The sequence below is a fragment of the Hymenobacter psoromatis genome (assembly GCA_001596155.1).
Taxonomy (GTDB): domain Bacteria; phylum Bacteroidota; class Bacteroidia; order Cytophagales; family Hymenobacteraceae; genus Hymenobacter.
This window is the reverse complement of sequence record CP014771.1, coordinates 4603376-4622251: the sequence shown is the minus strand read 5'-3', so window position 1 is coordinate 4622251 and position 18876 is coordinate 4603376. Positions and strand designations below refer to the sequence as shown.

Genomic DNA, 18876 nt, shown 5'->3' with positions numbered 1-18876 from the left:
TGTACTATGCGCCTTCTTTTTAAACTTGGGAGTGCTCTTTGCTTTGGCTTTGCGTTTGGATTAGCGAGCTGCCAGCCTCAGCGTGAGGCGGTTGACTTGCTGGTAACCAATGCCACGGTGTACACGGTTGACTCTACGTTTAGCAAGGCGCAGGCTTTTGCCGTGCGCGACGGGCACTTTGTGGCCGTGGGCAGCGCGGCCGATTTGCAGGGCCGGTATAAGGCGGCGCAGACGGTAGATGCGCATGGGCAGTTTATATATCCCGGCTTTTACGACGCGCATTGCCACTTCTACCGCTACGCGCTGGGCCTGCGCTCAGCTAATCTGGTGGGCGCGGGGTCATGGGCCGAAACGGTGGGCCGCCTCAGTGCGCAGCGGCGGCAGCAGCCCACTGCCGCCTGGCTCACGGGCCGGGGCTGGGACCAGAACGACTGGCCCGGCCAGCGCTACCCCACCAAAGACACCCTGGACCGGCTGTTTCCCGACGTGCCCGTACTCATTGTCCGCGTGGATGGCCACGCGGCGCTCGTCAACCAAAAGGCGCTTGACCTGGCGGGCGTCACGGCCGCTACCCCCATCAGCGGCGGCATCATCGGGCGCGATGCGCAAGGGCACCTCACGGGTTTGCTGGTGGATAACGCCGTGAAGCTAGTCGCGGCCAAAATACCCGAGCCTAGTGCTGCTGAGGCCGAGAAGCTACTGCTGGCCGGCCAGCAAAACTGCCTGGCCGTGGGCCTCACCAGCCTCGCCGACGCGGGCCTCGACCGCGAAGACATCGAGCGCATGGCCGCGTTGCAGCGGGCGGGCAAGTTGCACCTGCGCCTCTACGCCATGCTCAACCCTACCCCCTCTAATAAAGCGTATTACCTGCCCAAGGGGCCATTTTTCAGCGATAATCTGACTATCAGCTCCTTCAAGATATACGCCGATGGGGCGCTGGGCTCGCGCGGGGCGGTGCTGCTGGCCCCCTACACCGACCGGCCGCACGAAACAGGCTTTTTGCTGCAACACCCCGAGTACTACCGGGCAATAGCTAAAGAGCTGGCCGCCACCAAGTTTCAGATGAACACTCACGCCATCGGCGACTCCAGCAACCGGTTGCTGCTCGACATCTACGGGGCGGCGCTGGCCGGGCAAACCGACCGGCGCTGGCGCATCGAGCACGCCCAAATAGTGAGCCCGCAGGATGTGCATAAGTTTGGCCAGTACCACATTGTGCCCTCGGTGCAGCCTACCCACGCTACTTCCGATATGTACTGGGCCGGCGAGCGCCTGGGTCCACAGCGCCTCAAAACGGCCTACGTGTACCAGGATTTGCTGAAGCAATATGGCCAGCTAGCCTTGGGCTCCGATTTCCCGGTCGAGGATATCAACCCGCTCTATGGCTTTCACGCCGCCGTGGCGCGCCAGGATGCGAAGAACTTCCCGGCCGGCGGCTTCCAGATGGAAAACGCCCTCACCCGCCAGCAGGCCCTGCGCGGTATGACCACCTGGGCCGCCCACGCCGCCTTCGAAGAGAAGCGCAAAGGCCAGATAAAACCCGGAATGCTGGCCGATTTCGTGGTGCTGGACGCCGATTTATTGACCGCGCCCAACGAAAAGTTGCACGACCTGAAAGTGCAGCAGACGTGGATTGGTGGTAAGCGGGTGTTCAACGCAATACCCTAAAAGAGAACGTCATGCTCATCTGGCGTCCGCTTGCCGAAGCATCTCTACCGCGTAAGTAATTTCCAATTAATAGGATTACTTACGCGGTAGAGATGCTTCGGCAAGCGGACGCCAGATGAGCATGACGTTCTTTTATTCGGTTGATTCGGCTCTAAAACCCGCCCATCTCGTCGGCGCTGGCGCCATACACGCCGGGCACCGGAATATCGAGCAGGCGCAGATACACCGTGAGCTGGCCGCGGTGGTGGATGCTGTGGTTGAGGCCCATGATGCGCAGGGCCGCGGCTTTGGGGCGCTCCATTAGGGTCTGCTCGCCGCGGTGGAGGCGGAAGTTGCCGGTTAGCGCCTCGTCGCTGCTGGCGCGCAGGGCATCGCGCAGCTCGGCGCTAAACTGGTCGAAGCGAGTCAGCAGCTCGGCGGTGGTGGTGGGGCTGGGCGGCGGCTTGGGCGCGTTGGGGTCAAGAAAGTCGCGGCCGTCGGCTTCTACAAACAGCTGCTGAAATTTCAGAATATTCACTACGTGCGAGGCCAGCTGGCCCAGCTTCATCGACTTGGGATGGGGCTGGTAGTCAAACTTATCGTCGGGCACGCGCGCGAGGACTTCGCGCGTCACGACTAGCTCGCGGTCGAGTTCTTCGAGAATATTTTGCTGGATGGAGGAAGTGTGCATGGGGCAAGGGGGGTAGGTAAATTCTTTAGTCAACTGCTAATAAGCCAAACAGTTTAGCGGCGGCCCATCTCAACCGAGGCCGAGGCGGGCGGGGGGGGTAGGAAACTGTCCTCGGCGGGGTCATCGCGCAGCTTCTTGCCGCGCAGGGTCAGCAGGAAGCCCAGCCCCAGGATGAAGAATACGATGAGCGAGAGAATGCTATTGCGCATGGAGCCCGTGAGCTGCCCGATGAGGCCAAACGAGAGCGTGCCGATAACGATGCCCAGCTTCTCCACCACGTCGAAGAAGCTGAAAAACGCGGCCGAGTTGGGCGTGTTTTCGGGGATAATCTTGGAGTAGGTGCTGCGCGAAAGGCTTTGCACCGCGCCCATTGTGAGGCCAATGACGGCGGCCAGCGCGAAGAAACTCCAGCCCTTCTGCACGAAGTAGCCAGCAATACAAATGAGCATCCAGATGAACACCGCCCAGCTGAGCGCCCGCGTGTTGCCGATGCGCTCGGAGAGCTTGGCAAACAGCCAGGCCCCGAGAATACCCACGATTTGGAGCAGCAGAATGGTCACGATGAGCGACGTGCTATCGAGCTGCAACACCTTGTCGCCGAAGATAGTAGCCACGTACATCACCGTTTGCACGCCCATGTTGTAGGTGAAGTAGGCCAGTAGGAAACGCTTGAGATTGGGCAGCTGCTTGAGCTGGTCCCAGACCTTGCCCAGCTCGCGGAAGCCGTTGAGCAGCCAGCCATCCTGGCTGGCGGGGGCGTCGGCGGGGCGGCCGGTATCGGGGGGCAGGGTGAAAAACGGAATCTGGGCGAAGCCCACCCACCACACGCCGGTGAGCAAGAAGCTGAGCCGCGTGGCCGCCCCGGTGCTCATGCCAAACAGCGCCACGCCCTCCGGCCCGCCCGCGATGTGCGGCCCCATAATAATGCCCAGGCAAATAACCAGCAGCAGCACCGAGCCGACGTAGCCCATCGAAAAGCCTTTGGCCGAAAGCGAGTCAAACTTCGCTTCGGAGCTAATTTCGGGCAGGTAGGAATTATAAAAAACGATGCTGCCGCTGAAGCCTACCGTGGCTGCGATGAAAATAAACGTGCTCAGCGTCAGCGTGTCCTTGGTGAAATAAGCCAGCCCCGCGCAGCTCGCCGCCCCGAGGTAGCAGAAAATTTGCATAAATAGCTTCTTACGCCCCGAATAGTCGGCCAGCGAAGTAAGAAACGGGCTCACCAGCGCGATAATCAGAAACGAGGCCGAGATGGCGTAGGTGAGCAGCGACGAGCCCGGCACCTGAAAACCCAGGAAATCGACCACATCCGTAGGGTTGATTTCTTTGGTGATGCTGCCCCAGTAGATGGGGAAAATCGAGCTGGTGATGACGAGCGGGTACACCGAGTTGGCCCAGTCGTAGAAGGTCCAGCCATTGGTGATGCGCTTGTTGTCTTTTTCGACGGTGGGGAGGGTAGGGGTCATGCGGGGGGGGTAGGGGTTGGCCGCTGCCAAGATACTAGGCAACGTAGCATCCGCTTTAGCGCGTGCGGCTTAGCCCCACTGCCCTACCCCCCGCCCGGTCCGCAAGCCGCACCCGCCAAAGAAACTGCTGCGTCTGGCCCTCCGAGATACAGAGTGAGGGCAAAGGTTGCGCTGAGAACCTCTCCGCAACGCCCGAAAAGGCGGCAGTTGGGCCAGCGTCCCCGCCGACCCGCCGCCTGTCCTAAAAGATATCCTACTCTTACCCGGAGATATCCTACTTAGGCTCAGAGATATTCTACTTGGTCTTAAAGATATCCTACTTTTAGCCGAAGACAGGCTACTCAGTCTTAAATATATCCTAATTGGGCTCGAAGATATCCTACTTTATGGGAAAGAACCCTGGTTCGGGGTGCAAGGCAGCCGGCTTGGGGCTGGCGAAACCCTGCTCCAGGGTGGCGAAACGCCGCCCTACCCCTCCCAGACGGCGCGTAGCTCGTCGTAGAGCGCCTGCACTTCCTGGCGCTCGTAGGCGGTGCCGAGGCTGGCCTGGGCGCAGGCCAGCAGCAGGGTCGCCTGCTCGCGCAGGGGGGGTAGGCGGACGGGGCCGCTCACCTGCTGGGCGGCCAGGGCCAGCGCGCGCAGCAGGCGGCGCAGCACGGCCGGGTTGCCGCGGGCGTTCTCGCGCACCAGGTCGAAGGCCAGCCGCACGTATTCGGCAAACGAATAAACCCGCACCAGCACGCGCAGGTGCTGGCCATCGGAGCGGAGCACGCCCGGAAACTCGCGCCGGGCGAGCCGGCCCGCCAGCTCGCCCAGGTAGTCGATGGCCATGATGGCGGTGGTCGTGTCGTTCACGGCCGGCGACAGCGCCTTGAGGGCAATATCGACCAGCTGCTGCAAGCCGAAGGCCACGTCCTGGTCGGGGTTGCGGTGGCGGCCAATGCTGACGTGGCCCAGCAGGTCGGCGGGCCAGTCGGCCTGGGGCGTGGCGGCGCGCTCCATGCCCGCCCGCACGCTGAACAGCGGCTGGCCCGTGCCCACGAAGTCGCCGATGTGCGCTTCCAGGCGCAGCACCGTGCGGTGGCGGGTGGCCCAGGCCAGCAGCCCCGGCGCGTCGATATACTGCAAATAGCCGGCATCCGTGGCCAGCACCGGAAACCAGCCGGCGGTGGCGGCCGCGAAGGCTTCGGCGGCGGCGCGGTCTTCGGCGTGCAGCTCCTGGCCAAAGTTGAGCGGGAAGAGCCGGTCGATTTCGCGCTCGGTTTCGACCGTTATCTGGCGCACGAGGGTGCCGGTTTGCAGCGACTCGGCCACGTGGTGAATGAAAAAAATCAAGGCCCCTACCCCCCCCAACGCCAGCAACAGGCCCACCAGCACCGCCGTGGTGGGCACAAACTTATCAGTCTGCCCATCGCGGATGGTGCCCTGCACCAGCAGCCCAAACGTGAACACGCTCACGAAGTAGCCCATCACGAACTGGTTCACGGGGTCGCGCATGAAATTGCGCAGCGCCCGCGGCGAATACTGGTTGCTAACCTGCGCGATGGCCGCCAGCAGCAGCGAAAACGTGAGGGCCGCCACCGTCAGCATGGAGCCCGCGATGGCCGTGAGCATCCCGCCCGCGCCGCCCGCGTCGATGCCAAACAGCAGGGGTAGGCGGCGCGTGCCGTTGGCGCTGGTGCTTTGGTCGAACTGCACCAGCCCGTAGGCCAGCCCCAGCGCGGCCAGCACCATCAGCAGCGGCACAAACCACAACGACTCACGTAGGGGCTGCCAGAGTTGGCGCAGGCGAAAAGGCATAGCGAAAGCACAGAAATTCGGGTAATACGTACTAGCCTACGACTTGGCTTAGCAGCACGGGCGGCCCCAGTGGGCGGCCGGCTCCCGGCGAGAGCCAAGTTAAGCCTAAACCTTATTTTTGGTCCTTCATGCGCCGCTTCCCTAAATTTCTGCCAGCTACTGGCTGCCTGTTTCTGCTGCTTTCGGCCGCGCCGGCCCTGGCCCAAAAAGCGCCCAAGGAGCCCCCTACCCTGCTGGGCCGCTGGGAAACCCGCCAGATTGCCTTCACCACCACGGCGGCCGTTCCCGACTCGGTGCGCGACCAGCTCGACGACCCCGAAATCGCCGACCTCAACCAGGCCATTTTTATGGGGGAGGCGCACCTGCTGGTCGAGTTTCGGGCCGATGGCAGCTACCAGTTCACCATCACCCGCAACAGGCAGCAGCAACGCACCGAAGCCGGCACCTATTCCCTAACCAACGGCCACCTGCAAGCCAGCAGCCCCGGCAGCGCCGATGGCTCGTCTTTCCACGACCAGCAGGTGCAGAAGCTGGCTCGCCGCACGCTGGTGCTGGCCTTCCCGGTGGGGCCTCAGCTGCCGGGCGTGGAAGAGGAAGTTGAATATCGCCGGGTAGGTCCCTACCCCCCTAGCGCCGGGGTAACGCCGGAAAATTAGCCCGCACCATGCCGGCAAACTCGGCGGCATCCAGAGCGGCGGCTTCCCAAATTTGCTTGGCATAAGCAACCATATCTACGCTTTCAGCATACGTTAATCTTAGTTTCTGAAAATAAGCCTCAATAACTGGATTCAGCGGCAAACTCATGTCAAGTCCACTCAGAAAGTGAGCCTGCTTCAGCGATTTCAGCTTGTCCAAACGTCGCTTAATCAATTCTGGTCGGTCGAGCCCGAAAACCTGAATGCAGGCCGCCCCGCACGCATCCAGGGCCTGGGCGGCATCTTGCACGAATGTTAGGTGAGTCGCTGGGTTTTCGGTTGCCGGGTCGGGCAAAAGGGGCTGTTCGGCGGCCAGCGCATCAGTATGCGCGACAGCCCGCCGGGTAGGGTCAGCCAACGGAAATAGGTTGCCTTTGTAGCGCTGGTTGCAGAGCTGGCAGGCAAAATACAGATTGCTCCATTCGTAGGCCAGCCAGTAATAGCCGGGCTTGTGCAAGTCGTCGGCCGCAGCTTGCCGGTAGCCAGCTTTGGGCCGAAAGTGCTCGACATCGCCATAGCTGGTGCTGCTGAAATATGATTCGCAGTAGCAGCATTTGTCGTGCTGGTCGGCCCGAAGGCGCTCCTTCACCCGCGCATCGTTATAGATACCGTCGCGGGTAGCCAGCACTTTATTATCCGGCACCTGGCAGGCGGCGGGGTCGGCAGCTTGCCGGGCCTCCAGCTTTTGGCGATGGCGCGTGCCGCTGCTAGGCAGGGGTAGGGGCGCGGGTTGGCTTTTGGTAATCTGAATCATACCAGCCGGCCTATTGCAGCACGTCGGCTTTGCCCAGGTTGCGGGCCAGCTGCGCCAACAGGTCCTCGGCCCGGCGCTCGGGGGCGTTAGTGCCAATGGGCTGGGTAGTCAGCGCCGCATCAAGCTGCGCTAATTCTGCTTTGTCTTTCGCCGTGAGGCGCTTCTTCAGCAGCAGCTCGTTGCGGCGTTTCAAATCTGCTTCGGTTTGGGGCGACAGCGGGGAGGTATCGTCAAACAGCTCGCTGCTCAGAATCTGCTCGATGCGCCAGCGGTGTACGTCGGGCAAATCCGGCACCACCACCGTCTGGTCGCCCTCGCGGCGCAGCAGCACCACGTTGGCCCCGGCGTCGCCGGCCGCCTGCACGACCAGCGGGCTATGCGCGGTGGCAATGAATTGGGTATTGATAAAAATCTCGCTCAGCGACTTCAGCAGCTTGCGCTGCCAGCTGGGATGCAGGTGCAAGTCGATTTCATCAATGAGCACAATAGCTGGCTCCTCCAGCGGATTCTTGCTGTCAGGATACCGGACAAAAAGCTTATCGGCAAAGTCGGTGAGCCAGACAACCAGCGTTTGGTAGCCGAGGCTCATGTCGCGCAGGCGCACCCAGCCGTAGGGCGTTTTGAAGCGCACGCCCTGCCGGGGGCTGCCACGGCCGGGCAACGAAGGTGATATTACTTCTAATTCAGTCACTTCACCCTCCTCCATCACTTTGAGCAGGGCAGCTTTTATCAGGTTGAAGTTTTGGGTAGTGAGCGGGTCTTGGTCTTTTGCTATGCGGTAATCGGCAAAGAGAAACCACTCCTCGGGGTTTAGCAGGTCGGCGCGGTCATCGAAGAGGCTGGCGCAGGTATCAATGGTTTCGGGGGTTTCGCTGAGGGTAGAGTTACCGGTGGTGCGGCTTGCGCCGTAGCCATAGCATATTAGTCCTCCAACTGCATCATCTGTTCCTGATGCCAGAAAAGTAGCTTTAGCTTTACCTGGTATTCTTGCGTCAAGGTCTGTGTAACTCAGGTTAGTTGTTACAGAGTTTAATTTTTCACCTATTTCTATCCGAAACATCATTAAAGATGTCATTTCTCCACTATATCTAATTGGCCACCATTTGCTACGCCAAGTAGAATCAAAATCAGGCCAATAAATACTATCTTCTTTATCAAAATTAACTGGCATCAACGCCGCTAAACTCTTCAAAACCGTCGTTTTCCCTACCCCATTATCTCCCAAAATAATCGTCCATTGCGCCGGCCGACCATCTTCCCGCGCAAACGAAATCGTCTGCTTCTCGCCGAAGCTGCGCACGTTTTCCAGGCTCAGCGAGAGGAAGTAGGCCGGGGGCGGCGGAGTTGGTTTAGCAGCCATTGTACGAAAACTAAAAAGTCGGAATACCCCAAAAGTAACAGGCCCGCCGAAGTTCGGCGGGCCTGTTTGGCAGTTGGTCACTTCTGCGCGCGGACTCGCAGCGTCCGCCCTACCCCCCCAGCGCGGCGTATTGCGCCTCGGTGTCCACGTCGGTGGCACCGCCGGGGAAGTTTACGGTGGGCAAGTGGCTGTATTGCTGCAACAGCTCGCGGGCACCGCTGGCCCCGCGCAACGCCAACAGCTGCGGAAACACCGCCCGGCTGAACAGCGCCGGCACGCCCTGCGTGCCCGCGTAGGCCGAAGCCACGACGGGCTGATTGGTAGCCTGGAACTGCACGATGAGCCGGCCAATAACCTCTTCGGTCAGCAGCGGCTGGTCGCAGAGAATAACTACTAGGGCATCTACTTTGGGCGCTTCGGCGGCGGTTTCCAACTCGGCGAGGCCGGCGGCGATGCTGCCGCCCATGCCATCGGCCCAGGCATCGTTGCGCACCACGTGGAAGGGTAGGCCGTCGATTTCGGGCAGCAGCTCGTCGTGGAGCGCGCCGGTCACGAGCACGAGCGGGCGGCAGGGCGAGGCCACGGCTACTTCGGCGGCGTGGCGCAGCAGCGTCTGGCCCTGGTAGGGTAGCAGCTGTTTGGGCCGCGCCAGGCGCGAGGACGAGCCGGCGGCGAGCAGCAGCAGGCCCACGGTGGCGGTAGGGTCGTTGTGCATCTATTGGATGGGTGAATTGTTGAACTGAGACAAATCTATTCTGTCATTGCGAGCAAAGCGAAGCAATCGCATCAGAACAGTTACGCCAGGAAGGCCAAAAAGGCACGGACGATTTCGTTCTGGTGCGATTGCTTCGCTTTGCTCGCAATGACAGATATCTTTCTAACTATTCATCCCACTCATCAGCACCTTGTCCGGCGTGAGGGGCAGGTCGCGCAGGCGCTTGCCGGTGGCGTGAAAAACCGCGTTGCCCACGGCAGCAGCCACCCCTACCATCGAGATTTCGCCGATGCCCTTCACGCCCATCGCGTTGATGAACGGGTCGTGCTCCTCCACAAATTCGACGGTTATGTTGGGGATGTCGGCGTTTACCGGCACGTGGTAGCCAGCCAGGTCGGCGTTGGTGTAGCGCGAGAAATTCTGGTCGCGCACCGTTTCTTCCATCAGCGCCGAGCCGATGCCAAAAATGGCCCCGCCGATGATTTGCGAGCGAGCGGTTTGGGCGTTCAGCACGCGGCCGGCGCCCATCACACTCACCCATTTTGATACCCGAATGGTGCCCAGGTCCATATCGACCCGCACCTCGCAGAAGTGCGCGCCGAAGGAGTGCATGGAATGCTGGGCCGCCTCGTCCTTGTGGGCCGGGTCGGCGTTGGCAGCCGCGCTGGCAGCCTCGTAGCCCGCGCCGTACTTGCCCTGCGCCATGCCTTCGATGTCGGTCATGTCGGCGCGCTTCATGAGGTCGCCGTAGGCTTCGCCCTTTTTCGGGTCTTTTTTGAGGAAAAGCCGACCTTTTTCGGTGGCTACGTCCTCGGGCTTGGCTTTATAAAGCGGTGATTTTTTGTCAATCACCGCCATTTTTATCAGCTTCTGCCACACGTCCTGCGCCGCCAGGTACACCGACGACGACACCGTGCCGGCCGCCACCGAGCCGCCCGAGTTGGGGGCCGTGGGCAGGTTGGTATCGCCCAGCTCAAAGCGCACTTTTTCGAGAGGTAGGCCCAGCGAATCAGCGGCCACTTGGGTCATCACGGTGTAAGTGCCGGTGCCAAGGTCGGTGGCACCGGCCTGCACCACGGCGTGGCCGTCGGCGTAGAGGCGGGCGCGGGCCGTGCCCTGCGAACTATGCACCGGGTAGCTGGCCGTGGCCATGCCCATGCCCACCAGAAAGCGACCGTCGCGGGTGACGCCGGGGGTAGGGTTGCGCTTGCTCCAGCCAAAAAGCTCAGCGCCGCGGGCGTAGCACTGCTTGAGGCTCTTGCTGCTCCAGGGGTGGCCGGTGCTGTAGTCGTAGTCGGCGTGGTTGCGCAGCCGGATTTCGATGGGGTCCACCCCCACTTTATACGCCAGGTCGTCCATCGAGCACTCAATGGCGAAGGAGCCCGGTGCTTCGCCCGGCGCGCGCATGAAGGTGGACGTCATCACGTTAGCCCGCGCCAGCTGGTACGTCGCCTCGAAGTTGGGCGTGGCGTAGAGCATGTCGAGAATCTTGGAATTCGACTCCGTGTAGTTGTCCCAGGGCGAGGTGGTCGCCGTCTTGGTGTGCACGATGGACGTGATTTTGCCATCGGCCGTGGCCCCGAGCTGCACGGTCTGCACCTGGTCCTCGCGGTGGCCCATGCTCGTAAACATCTGCGGGCGGGTCAGCATCAGCTTCACCGGGCGGCCCACCGCCTTGGCCGCCTGCACCGTGAGAATGGTGTGCGGCCACATCGAGCCCTTGCAGCCAAAACCACCGCCCAAGTACTTGGTAATCACGCGCACCTGTTCGCGCGGCAGGCCCAGCATGGCCGACAGCGACGACTGCGTGCGCGTGATGCCCTGCGTCGATTCGTACACCGTGAGGCGGTCGGGCGCGTCCCACACGGCCGTGGTCGAACCCGGCTCCATCGGGTTGTGGTTATAAACCGGGTGGTTGTAAGTCGCCGTCAACTGAATGGCCGAGCTGGCAAACGCGCCCTTGGCATCGCCGCGCCGGGTGTGGCCGTCGGCCTTGCCGTCCTGGATTTTCTGCGGGTCAAACAGCTCCGCCTTGGGGTCGTGGAAGCTGGCGATGGGGGCCGCTTTCTGATACGTCACCTTCACCAGGGTAGCAGCGTGCATGGCGTGGTCCAGGGTGTCGGCCACCACCAGCGCCACCGGTTGGGCAGCGTAAAAAATCTCGTCGCTGGTGAGGGGCATGAAGCCCATCTGCGAACCAGTATCTTTCTTGCCTTCCGGCGTATCGGGCGTTTTAGCCAGCTTGGGCAGGTTTTGGTGGGTGAGCACGGCAATTACGCCCGGCTCGCGGGCGGCAGCGGCCGTTTCGATGCTCATAATCTTGCCCTTGGCAATGGGGCTGGTGGCCAGCACGCCGTAGGTGAGGCCGGGTAGCGGAAACTCAGCCGAATACTTAGCCTTGCCGGTTACCTTTTCGCGGCCCTCCACGCGCACAATGGGCTGGCCCACGAAACCGCCGGGCTGGTCAAAAAATTGGGGTTCAGCAGACATAGTAGTTTCTTAAGCAGTAAGCAATTATCAGTCGTTAAAATCGCCTGTCATTGCGAGCGCAACATTCTGCGCATCAAGCAGAGATGGAGCGCTCGCAATGACAAAAAAGCGCGCAGTAGCCACCGCTACACTACTTCCAGCAAAGCGCGCACGATGGTGCGCTGCGCCAGCTCCAGCTTGAATTTATTGCGCTCGTAAGGCTTGGCATCGCGCACGGCCAGGGCGGCGGCGGCGCGGAAGTTGTCCTCCGTGGCGGGCTTGCCCACCAGATATTTCTCCACGGCGGGCACGCGCCACGGCACGGTCCCTACCCCCCCCAGCGCCACCCGAGCCGAGCGAATAATACCCGCCTGCACATCGAGCCCCACCGCCGCCGATACCAGCGCATAGGCGTACGAAGCGCGGTCGCGCACCTTGAGGTAGTGCGACTTGCGGGCGTGCGCCGCGGCCGGCACCGTGATGGCGGTAATTAATTCGCCGGGGGCCAAATGATTTTCACTGTTGGGTGTCGAGCCGGGCAGCTTATAAAAATCAGCCAGCGCCACGGTACGGGTCGTGCCCTTGGGGCTTTCCAGCGTCAATTTAGCTTCGAGGGCCACCAGCGCCACGGCTAGGTCGGAGGCGTGGGTAGCAATGCAGCTGGAACTGCCACCCAGGATGGCCAGCGTGCGGTTGTCGCCGTTTTGGGCGGGGCAGCCCGAGCCGGGCACCCGCTTATTGCACGGAAACGCGGTGTCGCGGAAGTAGCCGCAGCGGGTGCGTTGCAGCAGGTTGCCGCCCATGCTGGCCATGTTGCGCAGCTGCGGCGAGGCCGAGGCCAGCAACGACTGCGAAATAACGGGGTAGTTCTGCACCACCAGCGGGTGCTCGCCCACGTCGCTCATGCGCTCCAGCGCGCCAATGCGCAGGCCAGTGGCCGCGTCTTCGATGCCCAGCATCGAGAGCTTATTAATATCAATAAGCAGCGAGTGCTGCTCGATATCCGACTTCATCAGGTCGATGAGCGTGGTGCCGCCGCCGATGAACGCGGCCTGCTTATCGGCTGCCTTGGCGGTGGTAGCCTCCTTGGTGGAAGCAGCCTGGGTATAGCTGAAGTTATTCATTGGACTAACCTTTTGCTTGTTGAGCAGCCACTTCACGCACGGCGGCCAGAATGTTGGGGTAGGCACCGCAACGGCAGAGGTTGCCGCTCATCCACTCGCGGGCCTGGTCATCGGTGGTGGCGTGGCCTTCTTTCACGCAGGCTACGCCGCTCATAATCTGGCCGGGCGTGCAGTAGCCGCACTGGAAGCCGTCGTGCTTGAGGAAAGCCTCCTGCATGGGGTGCAGCTCGTCGCCTTTGGCCAAGCCTTCGATGGTCGTGATTTGCTTGCCCTGGGCCATCACGGCCAGCGTGAGGCAGGCGTTAACGCGCCGGCCGTCAACAAGGACCGTGCAGGCACCGCACTGGCCGTGGTCGCAGCCTTTTTTGGTGCCGGTGAGGTCCAGGTTTTCGCGCAGGGCGTCGAGCAGCGTGGTGCGGGGCTCCAGGCGCAGGTTTTTGGCCTGGCCATTGATGTTCAGGCTCACGTTGGTCTGGCCCGAAAGAATGGGACTGGCCGGGGCCATTTTCTCCGCGATGGCTTCGGCCTGGCTGGCGATGGGCGGGGCCAGTGCCACGCCCAGCAGGCCGCCCGTCTGCTTCAGGAACGTGCGGCGCGAAGGGCCATTCGCGGGGGTAGGCGCGGCGGGGGTTTGGTCGTCGGGATGCATATAGTAGCGAATACGTAGGGAGTCAGTCAACAACACAATACGCTTGGCGATACCCGATTGTTTATCCTAATCCCTTCTTTTTTACCATTTTCACAGCAGAATTTCGGGCTAAACTTAAGTATACTGGCTAGGTACCTCGTTCACTACCACCATCGCTACCCCCTGGTTATCGCTTCAATAAAAAAAGGCTTGCCAACTGATTGACAAGCCTTTCACCAGGCAGTTGTTTAAACGCATCAGGAAGTTCGCCGGGTGTTCCACTGCGGGTTGTAGCGCGTGCCGCCAAACAAATACAGCATGATGGCTCGGGAGTAGCGAAAAATGAGGGGGGTAAGGGCCAAGCTGATGACGGCTACCGTAACCACGTACACCCACGAGTCGGGGTCGTTGGCCAGGTAATAGAGTGCGATGCCACAGAACAGAAAGATAGCCAGCGCGAAACCAAAGCTGATGTACATGGCCCCGAAGTAGAAGCCCGGCTCGGGCTCGTAGGTTTGGCCGCACACCGGGCACTCGGCGGGCATATCCATGAACTTGGTGAGGCTGGTGGCGGGATACTCAAACAGGTCGCCCTGGTGGCAGCGCGGGCAACGCAACGCCAGCAGCGCGAGCGCGGAGGATTCGATGGGAGCGGCCGAAGTGGACATAGGAAACGAACTATTGAAATGACCTAGCAAAGATACTGCCCGCCCTACCCCCCTGCCAGAACCGCATGCGGGCAAAAACCGCACAAATCAACGCTGCCGCCGGAAAGCATCGGGAGTAGTTCCTACGTGTTTTTTGAAGGCCCGGCTGAAATACGAAGCATCGTCGTAGCCCAGGGTAGCGGCTACTTCGGCCACCGGGCTGGCCGAGTGGCGCAGCAGACGCTGGGCTTCGGCCATCACGCGGGCCAGGATGAGGTCGCGCGCCGGGTGGCCCACCACGCGCTGGCAGATAGCCGTGAGGTGATTGGGCGTAACGTGCAGCTTATCAGCATAAAACCCGACCGTTTTCGCCTCCCGAAAACACTCATTGAGCAGCGCGCTGAAAGCCCGCACCTGCTGGCCGCCCAGCGCTGCCTCGGGCGCGGCTACGGCCGGGTAGTGGCGCGCCGCCAGCTCGAGCACCAAAAACAGGTAGGCCGCAACCACGTCGTCGTCGGGGATAGCGGGCGGGCCCGTTTCCTGCCACAGCTGGCCCAGCAGCGGCGCCAGGGCATTATCGGGCGCGGGCAGGTAGCGCACCGGCGGGTGGCGGGCATCAAAAAACGGGTAGCCCTGCAAGCGCCCAGCCGGGTAGCGCCGCTGGTAAAACTCGGCCTCGAAGAACACGGTGTAGCCGGCCGCGTCGTTGCTCAGCTCCCAGCCATGCACTTGCCCTGGCGCCAGAAAAAACAGCGCGCCCGGCCGCAGCTCATACGCCTGCAAACCAATAGTATGCACGCCGCTGCCCTGGGTAATGTAGAGCAGCAGGTAGAAGTCGTGGCTGTGCGGCGCGCTCACGCCCGGAAACCGGGCCGCGTGGGTTTCCAGCCGTTGCACGTAGTAGGGCCGGCGTCCGGCGGGGGCCGTTGGCGGCGGCGGAAAAGCCGCCAGCGGCAGCACGGGCAAGGTAGCGGGCTTCATACGGGCTGCAAGAAAGCGGCTGGCTGGCAATCGGCGGTGTTTCAGCAGCGCTGCCAGTAGCTTTGTTTTCCTACCCCCTACCCCCCCTCCCCATGCTCGAACAATCGCCCGCGCCGCTAATTATCTCGCAAAGAAACCAAAAGGGCCAGCCGAATCCGGCTGACCCTTTTGGCTTTTAGCGGTTGCCGGTGGCTGGGCGGCCATCGGGGTTGGGCTTGTCTTCCTTGCGCTGCATGGGCGAGGGCGGGGCCGGCTTATCGGTGGTGCCGGGCGTGGCGCGGGCGGCCTGTTGCATGGGGTTGAGCGGCAGCGGGACGCCATTACTCAACTGCCCGGCCTGGAACATCTCGAAGCGCGATGCCACCGGCTGGCGGGGGTAGGCGTTGTTGCTCAGGTCGGTGTCGGCAGTTTGCTGATAAGGGTCGAGCACGAACGATACCACATTCTTAGGCGACACAATGAGCTTGGTCACCTGCTCGTTGTTCTTGCGCCAGATTTCAGCCGGAATGTTCACAATATCCTGCGTGCCATCATCATACGTCATCTGAATAATAACCGGCATCACCAGCCCGCCCACGTTGCGCAGGCTCAGCTCGTAGAGGTTCAGGTTGCCGTTGAGGCGCGTTTGCTGCTGCGGACTCAGGGTGCTCAGGTACTGGAAGTAGCGCTGCTTGTCGGCCTCCGTCACGGTCAGCGGGTCGTAGCCGTTGTAGAAGTCCTTGAGGTCGGGCTTGTCCTCCACGGCCGTGGTCTTGAGGTCGGTGGCATTGCGCTGTGCCGAGAGGGTAGGCACCTGGCCCTGGCGCTCGTTCTGCAGCCGGGCGTTTTCGAGGCCGGGGTTTTTGGTATTGGGTCGGAAATACTTCACGCCATCGAGCGAGATGTCGCAGCGGTCGGTGCCGTAGAACCAGCCGCGCCAGAACCAGTCGAGGTCCACCGCCGAGGCATCTTCCATCGTGCGGAAAAAGTCGGCCGGCTGCGGGTGCTTGTAGGCCCAGCGCGTGGCGTAGGTCTTGAAAGCATAGTCGAACAGCTCACGGCCCATCACCGTCTCGCGCAGGATGTTGAGGGCCGTGGCGGGCTTGCCGTAGGCATTGTTGCCGAACTGCAACACCGACTCCGAGTTAGTCATAATCGGAGTTTGCAGGCTCTTATCGGTGCGCATGTAGTCCACGATGTTCTTGGGCTCGCCGCGCCGGCTGGGGTAGTTGCGCTCCCATTCCTGCTCGGTCAGGTACTGGCAAAAGGTGTTCAGGCCCTCGTCCATCCAGGTCCACTGGCGCTCGTCCGAGTTCACAATCATCGGAAAGAAGTTGTGGCCCACCTCGTGAATAATTACCGAAATCATCCCGTATTTCCGGTCAGCCGAGTAGGTGCCGTCCTTCTCGGGTCGCCCGCCGTTGAAGCAAAGCATCGGATACTCCATGCCGCCCACCGGCCCATGCACCGAAATGGCCACCGGGTAGGCGTAGGGAATAGTAAATTTCGAATAGGTCTTAATAGTATGTGCCACTACCTCAGTCGAGTATTGCCCCCACAGCGGGTTGCCTTCTTTGGGGTAGTAGCTCATGCAGAGCACCGGCTTGCCGTTCTGCGTAATGCCCATCGCATCCCAGATAAACTTGCGCGAGCTGGCCCAGGCAAAGTCGCGCACGTTTTTGGCGGCGAAAGTCCAGGTTTTAGTGCCCGTGGCGTGGCTACTTTCGTTGCGCGTGGCCTCGTCCTGCGTCACGATGAGCACTGGTTTTTTAGCGCCGCGGGCCTGCACCAGGCGCTGGCGCTGGGCGGCGGTGAGCACCTGCTCAGGGTTTTGGAGCGTGCCGGTGGCGCCCACCACGTGGTCGGCCGGGGCCGTAATGCTCACCCGAAAGTCACCGAAAGGCAGCGTAAACTCACCATTGCCCAAAAACTGCTTGTTCTGCCAGCCCGTCGCGTCCGAATACACCGCCATGCGGGGATAAAACTGCGCGATTTCGTACAAGTAATTCTTATCGGCCGGAAAATATTCGTAGCCGCTGCGCTCGTTAATTTTGAGTTGGTCGTTCACGTTGTAGCTCCATTTCACCCCAAAAGACACCGCTTGCCGAGGCCGCAGGGGGGTAGGGAGGTCGATGCGCATCATGGTATGGTTAATAACGTAGTGCAGCGGCCGGCCGCTGGCATCAGTCACGGCCCCGATTTTGTAGCCCCCATCAAATTCGGCCGTGGACAACTGGTTGTCCAGCTCCTGAAATGAGAGCCGGCCGTTGGTCACCTGCCCCACGTTGGTGGCCGTAGTTATCGAGTTCTTGGCCAAGATGTTCTGGTCGAGCTGCACCCACAAATAAGGCAGCACGTCGGGCGACAGGTTAGTGTAAGTAATCGTCTCCGAACCCGTGATGGCCTGCTTCTGGTCGTCGAGGCTGACCCGAATATTATAGTCAGCGCGCTGCTGCCAGTAATCCGGGCCAGGCGCGCCGCTGGCGGTGCGGTACGAGTTAGGGGTAGGCAGCATCGTTTCGAGCTGCGCGAATTTGTCGGTGCCGGAGTTGGTAGTCTGGGCCCGGCTAAGCGCCGGAGCCAGCAGCAGCCCCAGCCCCAGAGCCAGTAGCGAAATGCGCATAAAGTGAAAGTAAAAAAGGGTCAAGTCCTAAAGTCGGCGAAGATACACAGCGGGTTGCGGGATGGCCAGTCTATTGTGCGCCCATTGCCTCTTTTAGTTGCCAGCCATTGTGGCCGCCCGCGCGGTTTGCCCCGCCGCAGTTAGCTGTGCAGCTGGAGCAGTAGCAGCGAAGCCACCCCCAGCGCCGCGCCGCTGGTCGTCAGTATCCAGTCGCGGCGCACTACGCCCATCATTCGCAGCAACACAAACCCCACCAACAGAATAACGCTGACTACCAATAGCTGCCCCAGCTCCACGCCCAGGTTAAACGACAGCAGCTCGGCCACCGGGCGGCTTTGTTGACCCAGCAACGCGCGCAGATAGCTCGAAAAACCAAGCCCGTGAATCAGCCCGAAAGCTGCTGCCAGCGCGTTCGGCACCGTCCACCAGATAGGCATTTCGCGGCGCGACCGGCGTGCCAGCGCCGGGCCGGCCTGGTACATATTTACCAGCGCCGTCGCCATTATCGTAATCGGAATCAGCGTTTCCACCACCACTACATTCACCCCTACCCCCCCCAACGTAGCCAACGCCAGCGTAATCGAATGGCCCACGGTGAAGCTCGTGACCAGCGCCACCACGCGCCGCCAATCGGCCAGCACGTAGGGCGCGCACAGCGCCAATAAGAAAGTTAAATGGTCGGTGGCCTGCCAGCTACAAATGTGTAGAAACCCCAACTGTACGTAAGTGGTGAAAACGGACATCGCCCGCAAAGTTCGGGGGAATCACGCTAAACCACGCTATAACCACAAAGGCACCTACCCTATTGGGGGTAGGCGCTTCTTGACTGACCTCCTGCTATAAAACTAGACCAAGCTAACAGTAGAAAAAGTCGGGCACTTACTAGTATCTTAAAACCACAGACACTTGCCATGAAGAAGGCGCTGGTATAAGCTTCCCCTGCAAGCAGGCCAGTTGAGAGTGGAGAAAGGCGTAATTTCCTCACCTCCAACTTGTCCTTATGAAAGAGAGTTGATTCAGTGACGCCCAAATTGTCGCCATTCTCCAGCAGCAATAAAGCGGTCAAACCATCGCCCAGATTGTGCGGGAGCACGGCATCAGCGAGGCCATGTTTCACACGCAGAAAACGAAATATGCGGGTTTGCAAGTCAGCGAGTTGATGCGGCTCAAGCACCTGGAAGCCGAAAATCAGCAATTAAAGCAGCTATACGCCGAACTGAACCTAGAAAATCACGCTATTAGAGTTGTTAGTAGTTAAAAATCAAGAACTTGCGTAACATTGCTTGAAACAGGCTAA

General features: G+C 61.0%; 15 protein-coding genes and 1 pseudogene. 2 read left to right on the top strand and 14 right to left on the bottom strand.

What is annotated here, in order from left to right:
- The first annotated feature begins 6 nt into the window (after nt 1-6).
- Nucleotides 7-1668 carry an amidohydrolase gene (locus A0257_19680; protein AMR29096.1) on the top strand — a complete coding sequence of 554 codons (1662 nt, stop codon included), beginning with the start codon at nt 7-9 and terminating at the stop codon, nt 1666-1668.
- Between the two features lie 151 nt (nt 1669-1819).
- Here the strand turns inward: A0257_19680 and A0257_19675 are convergent, their stop codons facing one another.
- The 3 genes from A0257_19675 to A0257_19665 form a co-directional block, all read right to left on the bottom strand.
- On the bottom strand, nt 1820-2371 hold the full coding sequence (locus A0257_19675; GenBank protein ID AMR29095.1) for a hypothetical protein: 552 nt from the start codon (nt 2369-2371) through the stop codon (nt 1820-1822).
- A 20-nt stretch (nt 2372-2391) separates the two neighbouring features.
- On the bottom strand, nt 2392-3804 hold the full coding sequence (locus A0257_19670; GenBank protein AMR29094.1) for an MFS transporter permease: 1413 nt from the start codon (nt 3802-3804) through the stop codon (nt 2392-2394).
- 468 nt (nt 3805-4272) lie between these two features.
- A complete protein-coding gene (locus tag A0257_19665; protein AMR29093.1) occupies nt 4273-5604 on the bottom strand; it encodes a hypothetical protein in 1332 nt (443 codons plus the stop codon).
- A 128-nt stretch (nt 5605-5732) separates the two neighbouring features.
- Between A0257_19665 and A0257_19660 the strand changes: the two genes are divergently transcribed.
- Nucleotides 5733-6260 (top strand): hypothetical protein, encoded by a 528-nt coding sequence (locus tag A0257_19660; protein ID AMR29092.1) that lies wholly within the window; start codon nt 5733-5735, stop codon nt 6258-6260.
- On the opposite strand, the gene A0257_19655 is transcribed toward A0257_19660, so the two are convergent.
- The 11 genes and pseudogenes from A0257_19655 to A0257_19605 all read right to left on the bottom strand — a co-directional run bounded on the left by A0257_19655 (nt 6232) and on the right by A0257_19605 (nt 18774).
- Nucleotides 6232-7053 (bottom strand): hypothetical protein, encoded by an 822-nt coding sequence (locus A0257_19655; protein ID AMR29091.1) that lies wholly within the window; start codon nt 7051-7053, stop codon nt 6232-6234. The genes A0257_19660 and A0257_19655 overlap by 29 nt on opposite strands.
- A gap of 10 nt (nt 7054-7063) precedes the next feature.
- Nucleotides 7064-7714 (bottom strand): hypothetical protein, encoded by a 651-nt coding sequence (locus A0257_19650; protein ID AMR29090.1) that lies wholly within the window; start codon nt 7712-7714, stop codon nt 7064-7066.
- 808 nt (nt 7715-8522) lie between these two features.
- Nucleotides 8523-9128: a hypothetical protein gene (locus tag A0257_19645; protein AMR29089.1), complete on the bottom strand. Its 606-nt coding sequence runs from the start codon at nt 9126-9128 to the stop codon at nt 8523-8525.
- A gap of 162 nt (nt 9129-9290) precedes the next feature.
- Nucleotides 9291-11618 carry a xanthine dehydrogenase gene (locus tag A0257_19640; protein AMR29088.1) on the bottom strand — a complete coding sequence of 776 codons (2328 nt, stop codon included), beginning with the start codon at nt 11616-11618 and terminating at the stop codon, nt 9291-9293.
- Nucleotides 11619-11743: 125 nt separating this feature from the next.
- On the bottom strand, nt 11744-12721 hold the full coding sequence (locus tag A0257_19635; protein AMR29087.1) for an FAD-binding molybdopterin dehydrogenase: 978 nt from the start codon (nt 12719-12721) through the stop codon (nt 11744-11746).
- A 4-nt stretch (nt 12722-12725) separates the two neighbouring features.
- Nucleotides 12726-13370: an oxidoreductase gene (locus A0257_19630; protein AMR29086.1), complete on the bottom strand. Its 645-nt coding sequence runs from the start codon at nt 13368-13370 to the stop codon at nt 12726-12728.
- A 236-nt stretch (nt 13371-13606) separates the two neighbouring features.
- Nucleotides 13607-13894: a hypothetical protein gene (locus tag A0257_19625; protein AMR29863.1), complete on the bottom strand. Its 288-nt coding sequence runs from the start codon at nt 13892-13894 to the stop codon at nt 13607-13609.
- 210 nt (nt 13895-14104) lie between these two features.
- Complete coding sequence (locus A0257_19620) at nt 14105-14977, bottom strand: hypothetical protein (GenBank protein AMR29085.1); 873 nt, start codon at nt 14975-14977, stop codon at nt 14105-14107.
- Nucleotides 14978-15263: 286 nt separating this feature from the next.
- Nucleotides 15264-17579, bottom strand: a pseudogene (locus tag A0257_19615) (aminopeptidase).
- 140 nt (nt 17580-17719) lie between these two features.
- Entirely contained in the window at nt 17720-18322 is a 603-nt protein-coding gene (locus tag A0257_19610; protein ID AMR29084.1) for a HupE / UreJ protein, read from the bottom strand.
- A 59-nt stretch (nt 18323-18381) separates the two neighbouring features.
- Complete coding sequence (locus A0257_19605; protein ID AMR29083.1) at nt 18382-18774, bottom strand: hypothetical protein; 393 nt, start codon at nt 18772-18774, stop codon at nt 18382-18384.
- Nucleotides 18775-18876 lie beyond the last annotated feature (102 nt).

Excerpts from the sequence above, each read along its gene's own strand:
- A0257_19680 (AMR29096.1), top strand. The coding sequence starts at position 7 with ATGCGCCTTCTTTTTAAACTTGGGAGTGCTCTTTGCTTTGGCTTTGCG.
- A0257_19670 (AMR29094.1), bottom strand. The coding sequence starts at position 3,804 with ATGACCCCTACCCTCCCCACCGTCGAAAAAGACAACAAGCGCATCACC.
- A0257_19665 (AMR29093.1), bottom strand. The coding sequence starts at position 5,604 with ATGCCTTTTCGCCTGCGCCAACTCTGGCAGCCCCTACGTGAGTCGTTG.
- A0257_19660 (AMR29092.1), top strand. The coding sequence starts at position 5,733 with ATGCGCCGCTTCCCTAAATTTCTGCCAGCTACTGGCTGCCTGTTTCTG.
- A0257_19655 (AMR29091.1), bottom strand. The coding sequence starts at position 7,053 with ATGATTCAGATTACCAAAAGCCAACCCGCGCCCCTACCCCTGCCTAGC.
- A0257_19645 (AMR29089.1), bottom strand. The coding sequence starts at position 9,128 with ATGCACAACGACCCTACCGCCACCGTGGGCCTGCTGCTGCTCGCCGCC.
- A0257_19640 (AMR29088.1), bottom strand. The coding sequence starts at position 11,618 with ATGTCTGCTGAACCCCAATTTTTTGACCAGCCCGGCGGTTTCGTGGGC.
- A0257_19635 (AMR29087.1), bottom strand. The coding sequence starts at position 12,721 with ATGAATAACTTCAGCTATACCCAGGCTGCTTCCACCAAGGAGGCTACC.
- A0257_19630 (AMR29086.1), bottom strand. The coding sequence starts at position 13,370 with ATGCATCCCGACGACCAAACCCCCGCCGCGCCTACCCCCGCGAATGGC.
- A0257_19625 (AMR29863.1), bottom strand. The coding sequence starts at position 13,894 with ATGCCCGCCGAGTGCCCGGTGTGCGGCCAAACCTACGAGCCCGAGCCG.
- A0257_19620 (AMR29085.1), bottom strand. The coding sequence starts at position 14,977 with ATGAAGCCCGCTACCTTGCCCGTGCTGCCGCTGGCGGCTTTTCCGCCG.
- A0257_19610 (AMR29084.1), bottom strand. The coding sequence starts at position 18,322 with ATGTCCGTTTTCACCACTTACGTACAGTTGGGGTTTCTACACATTTGT.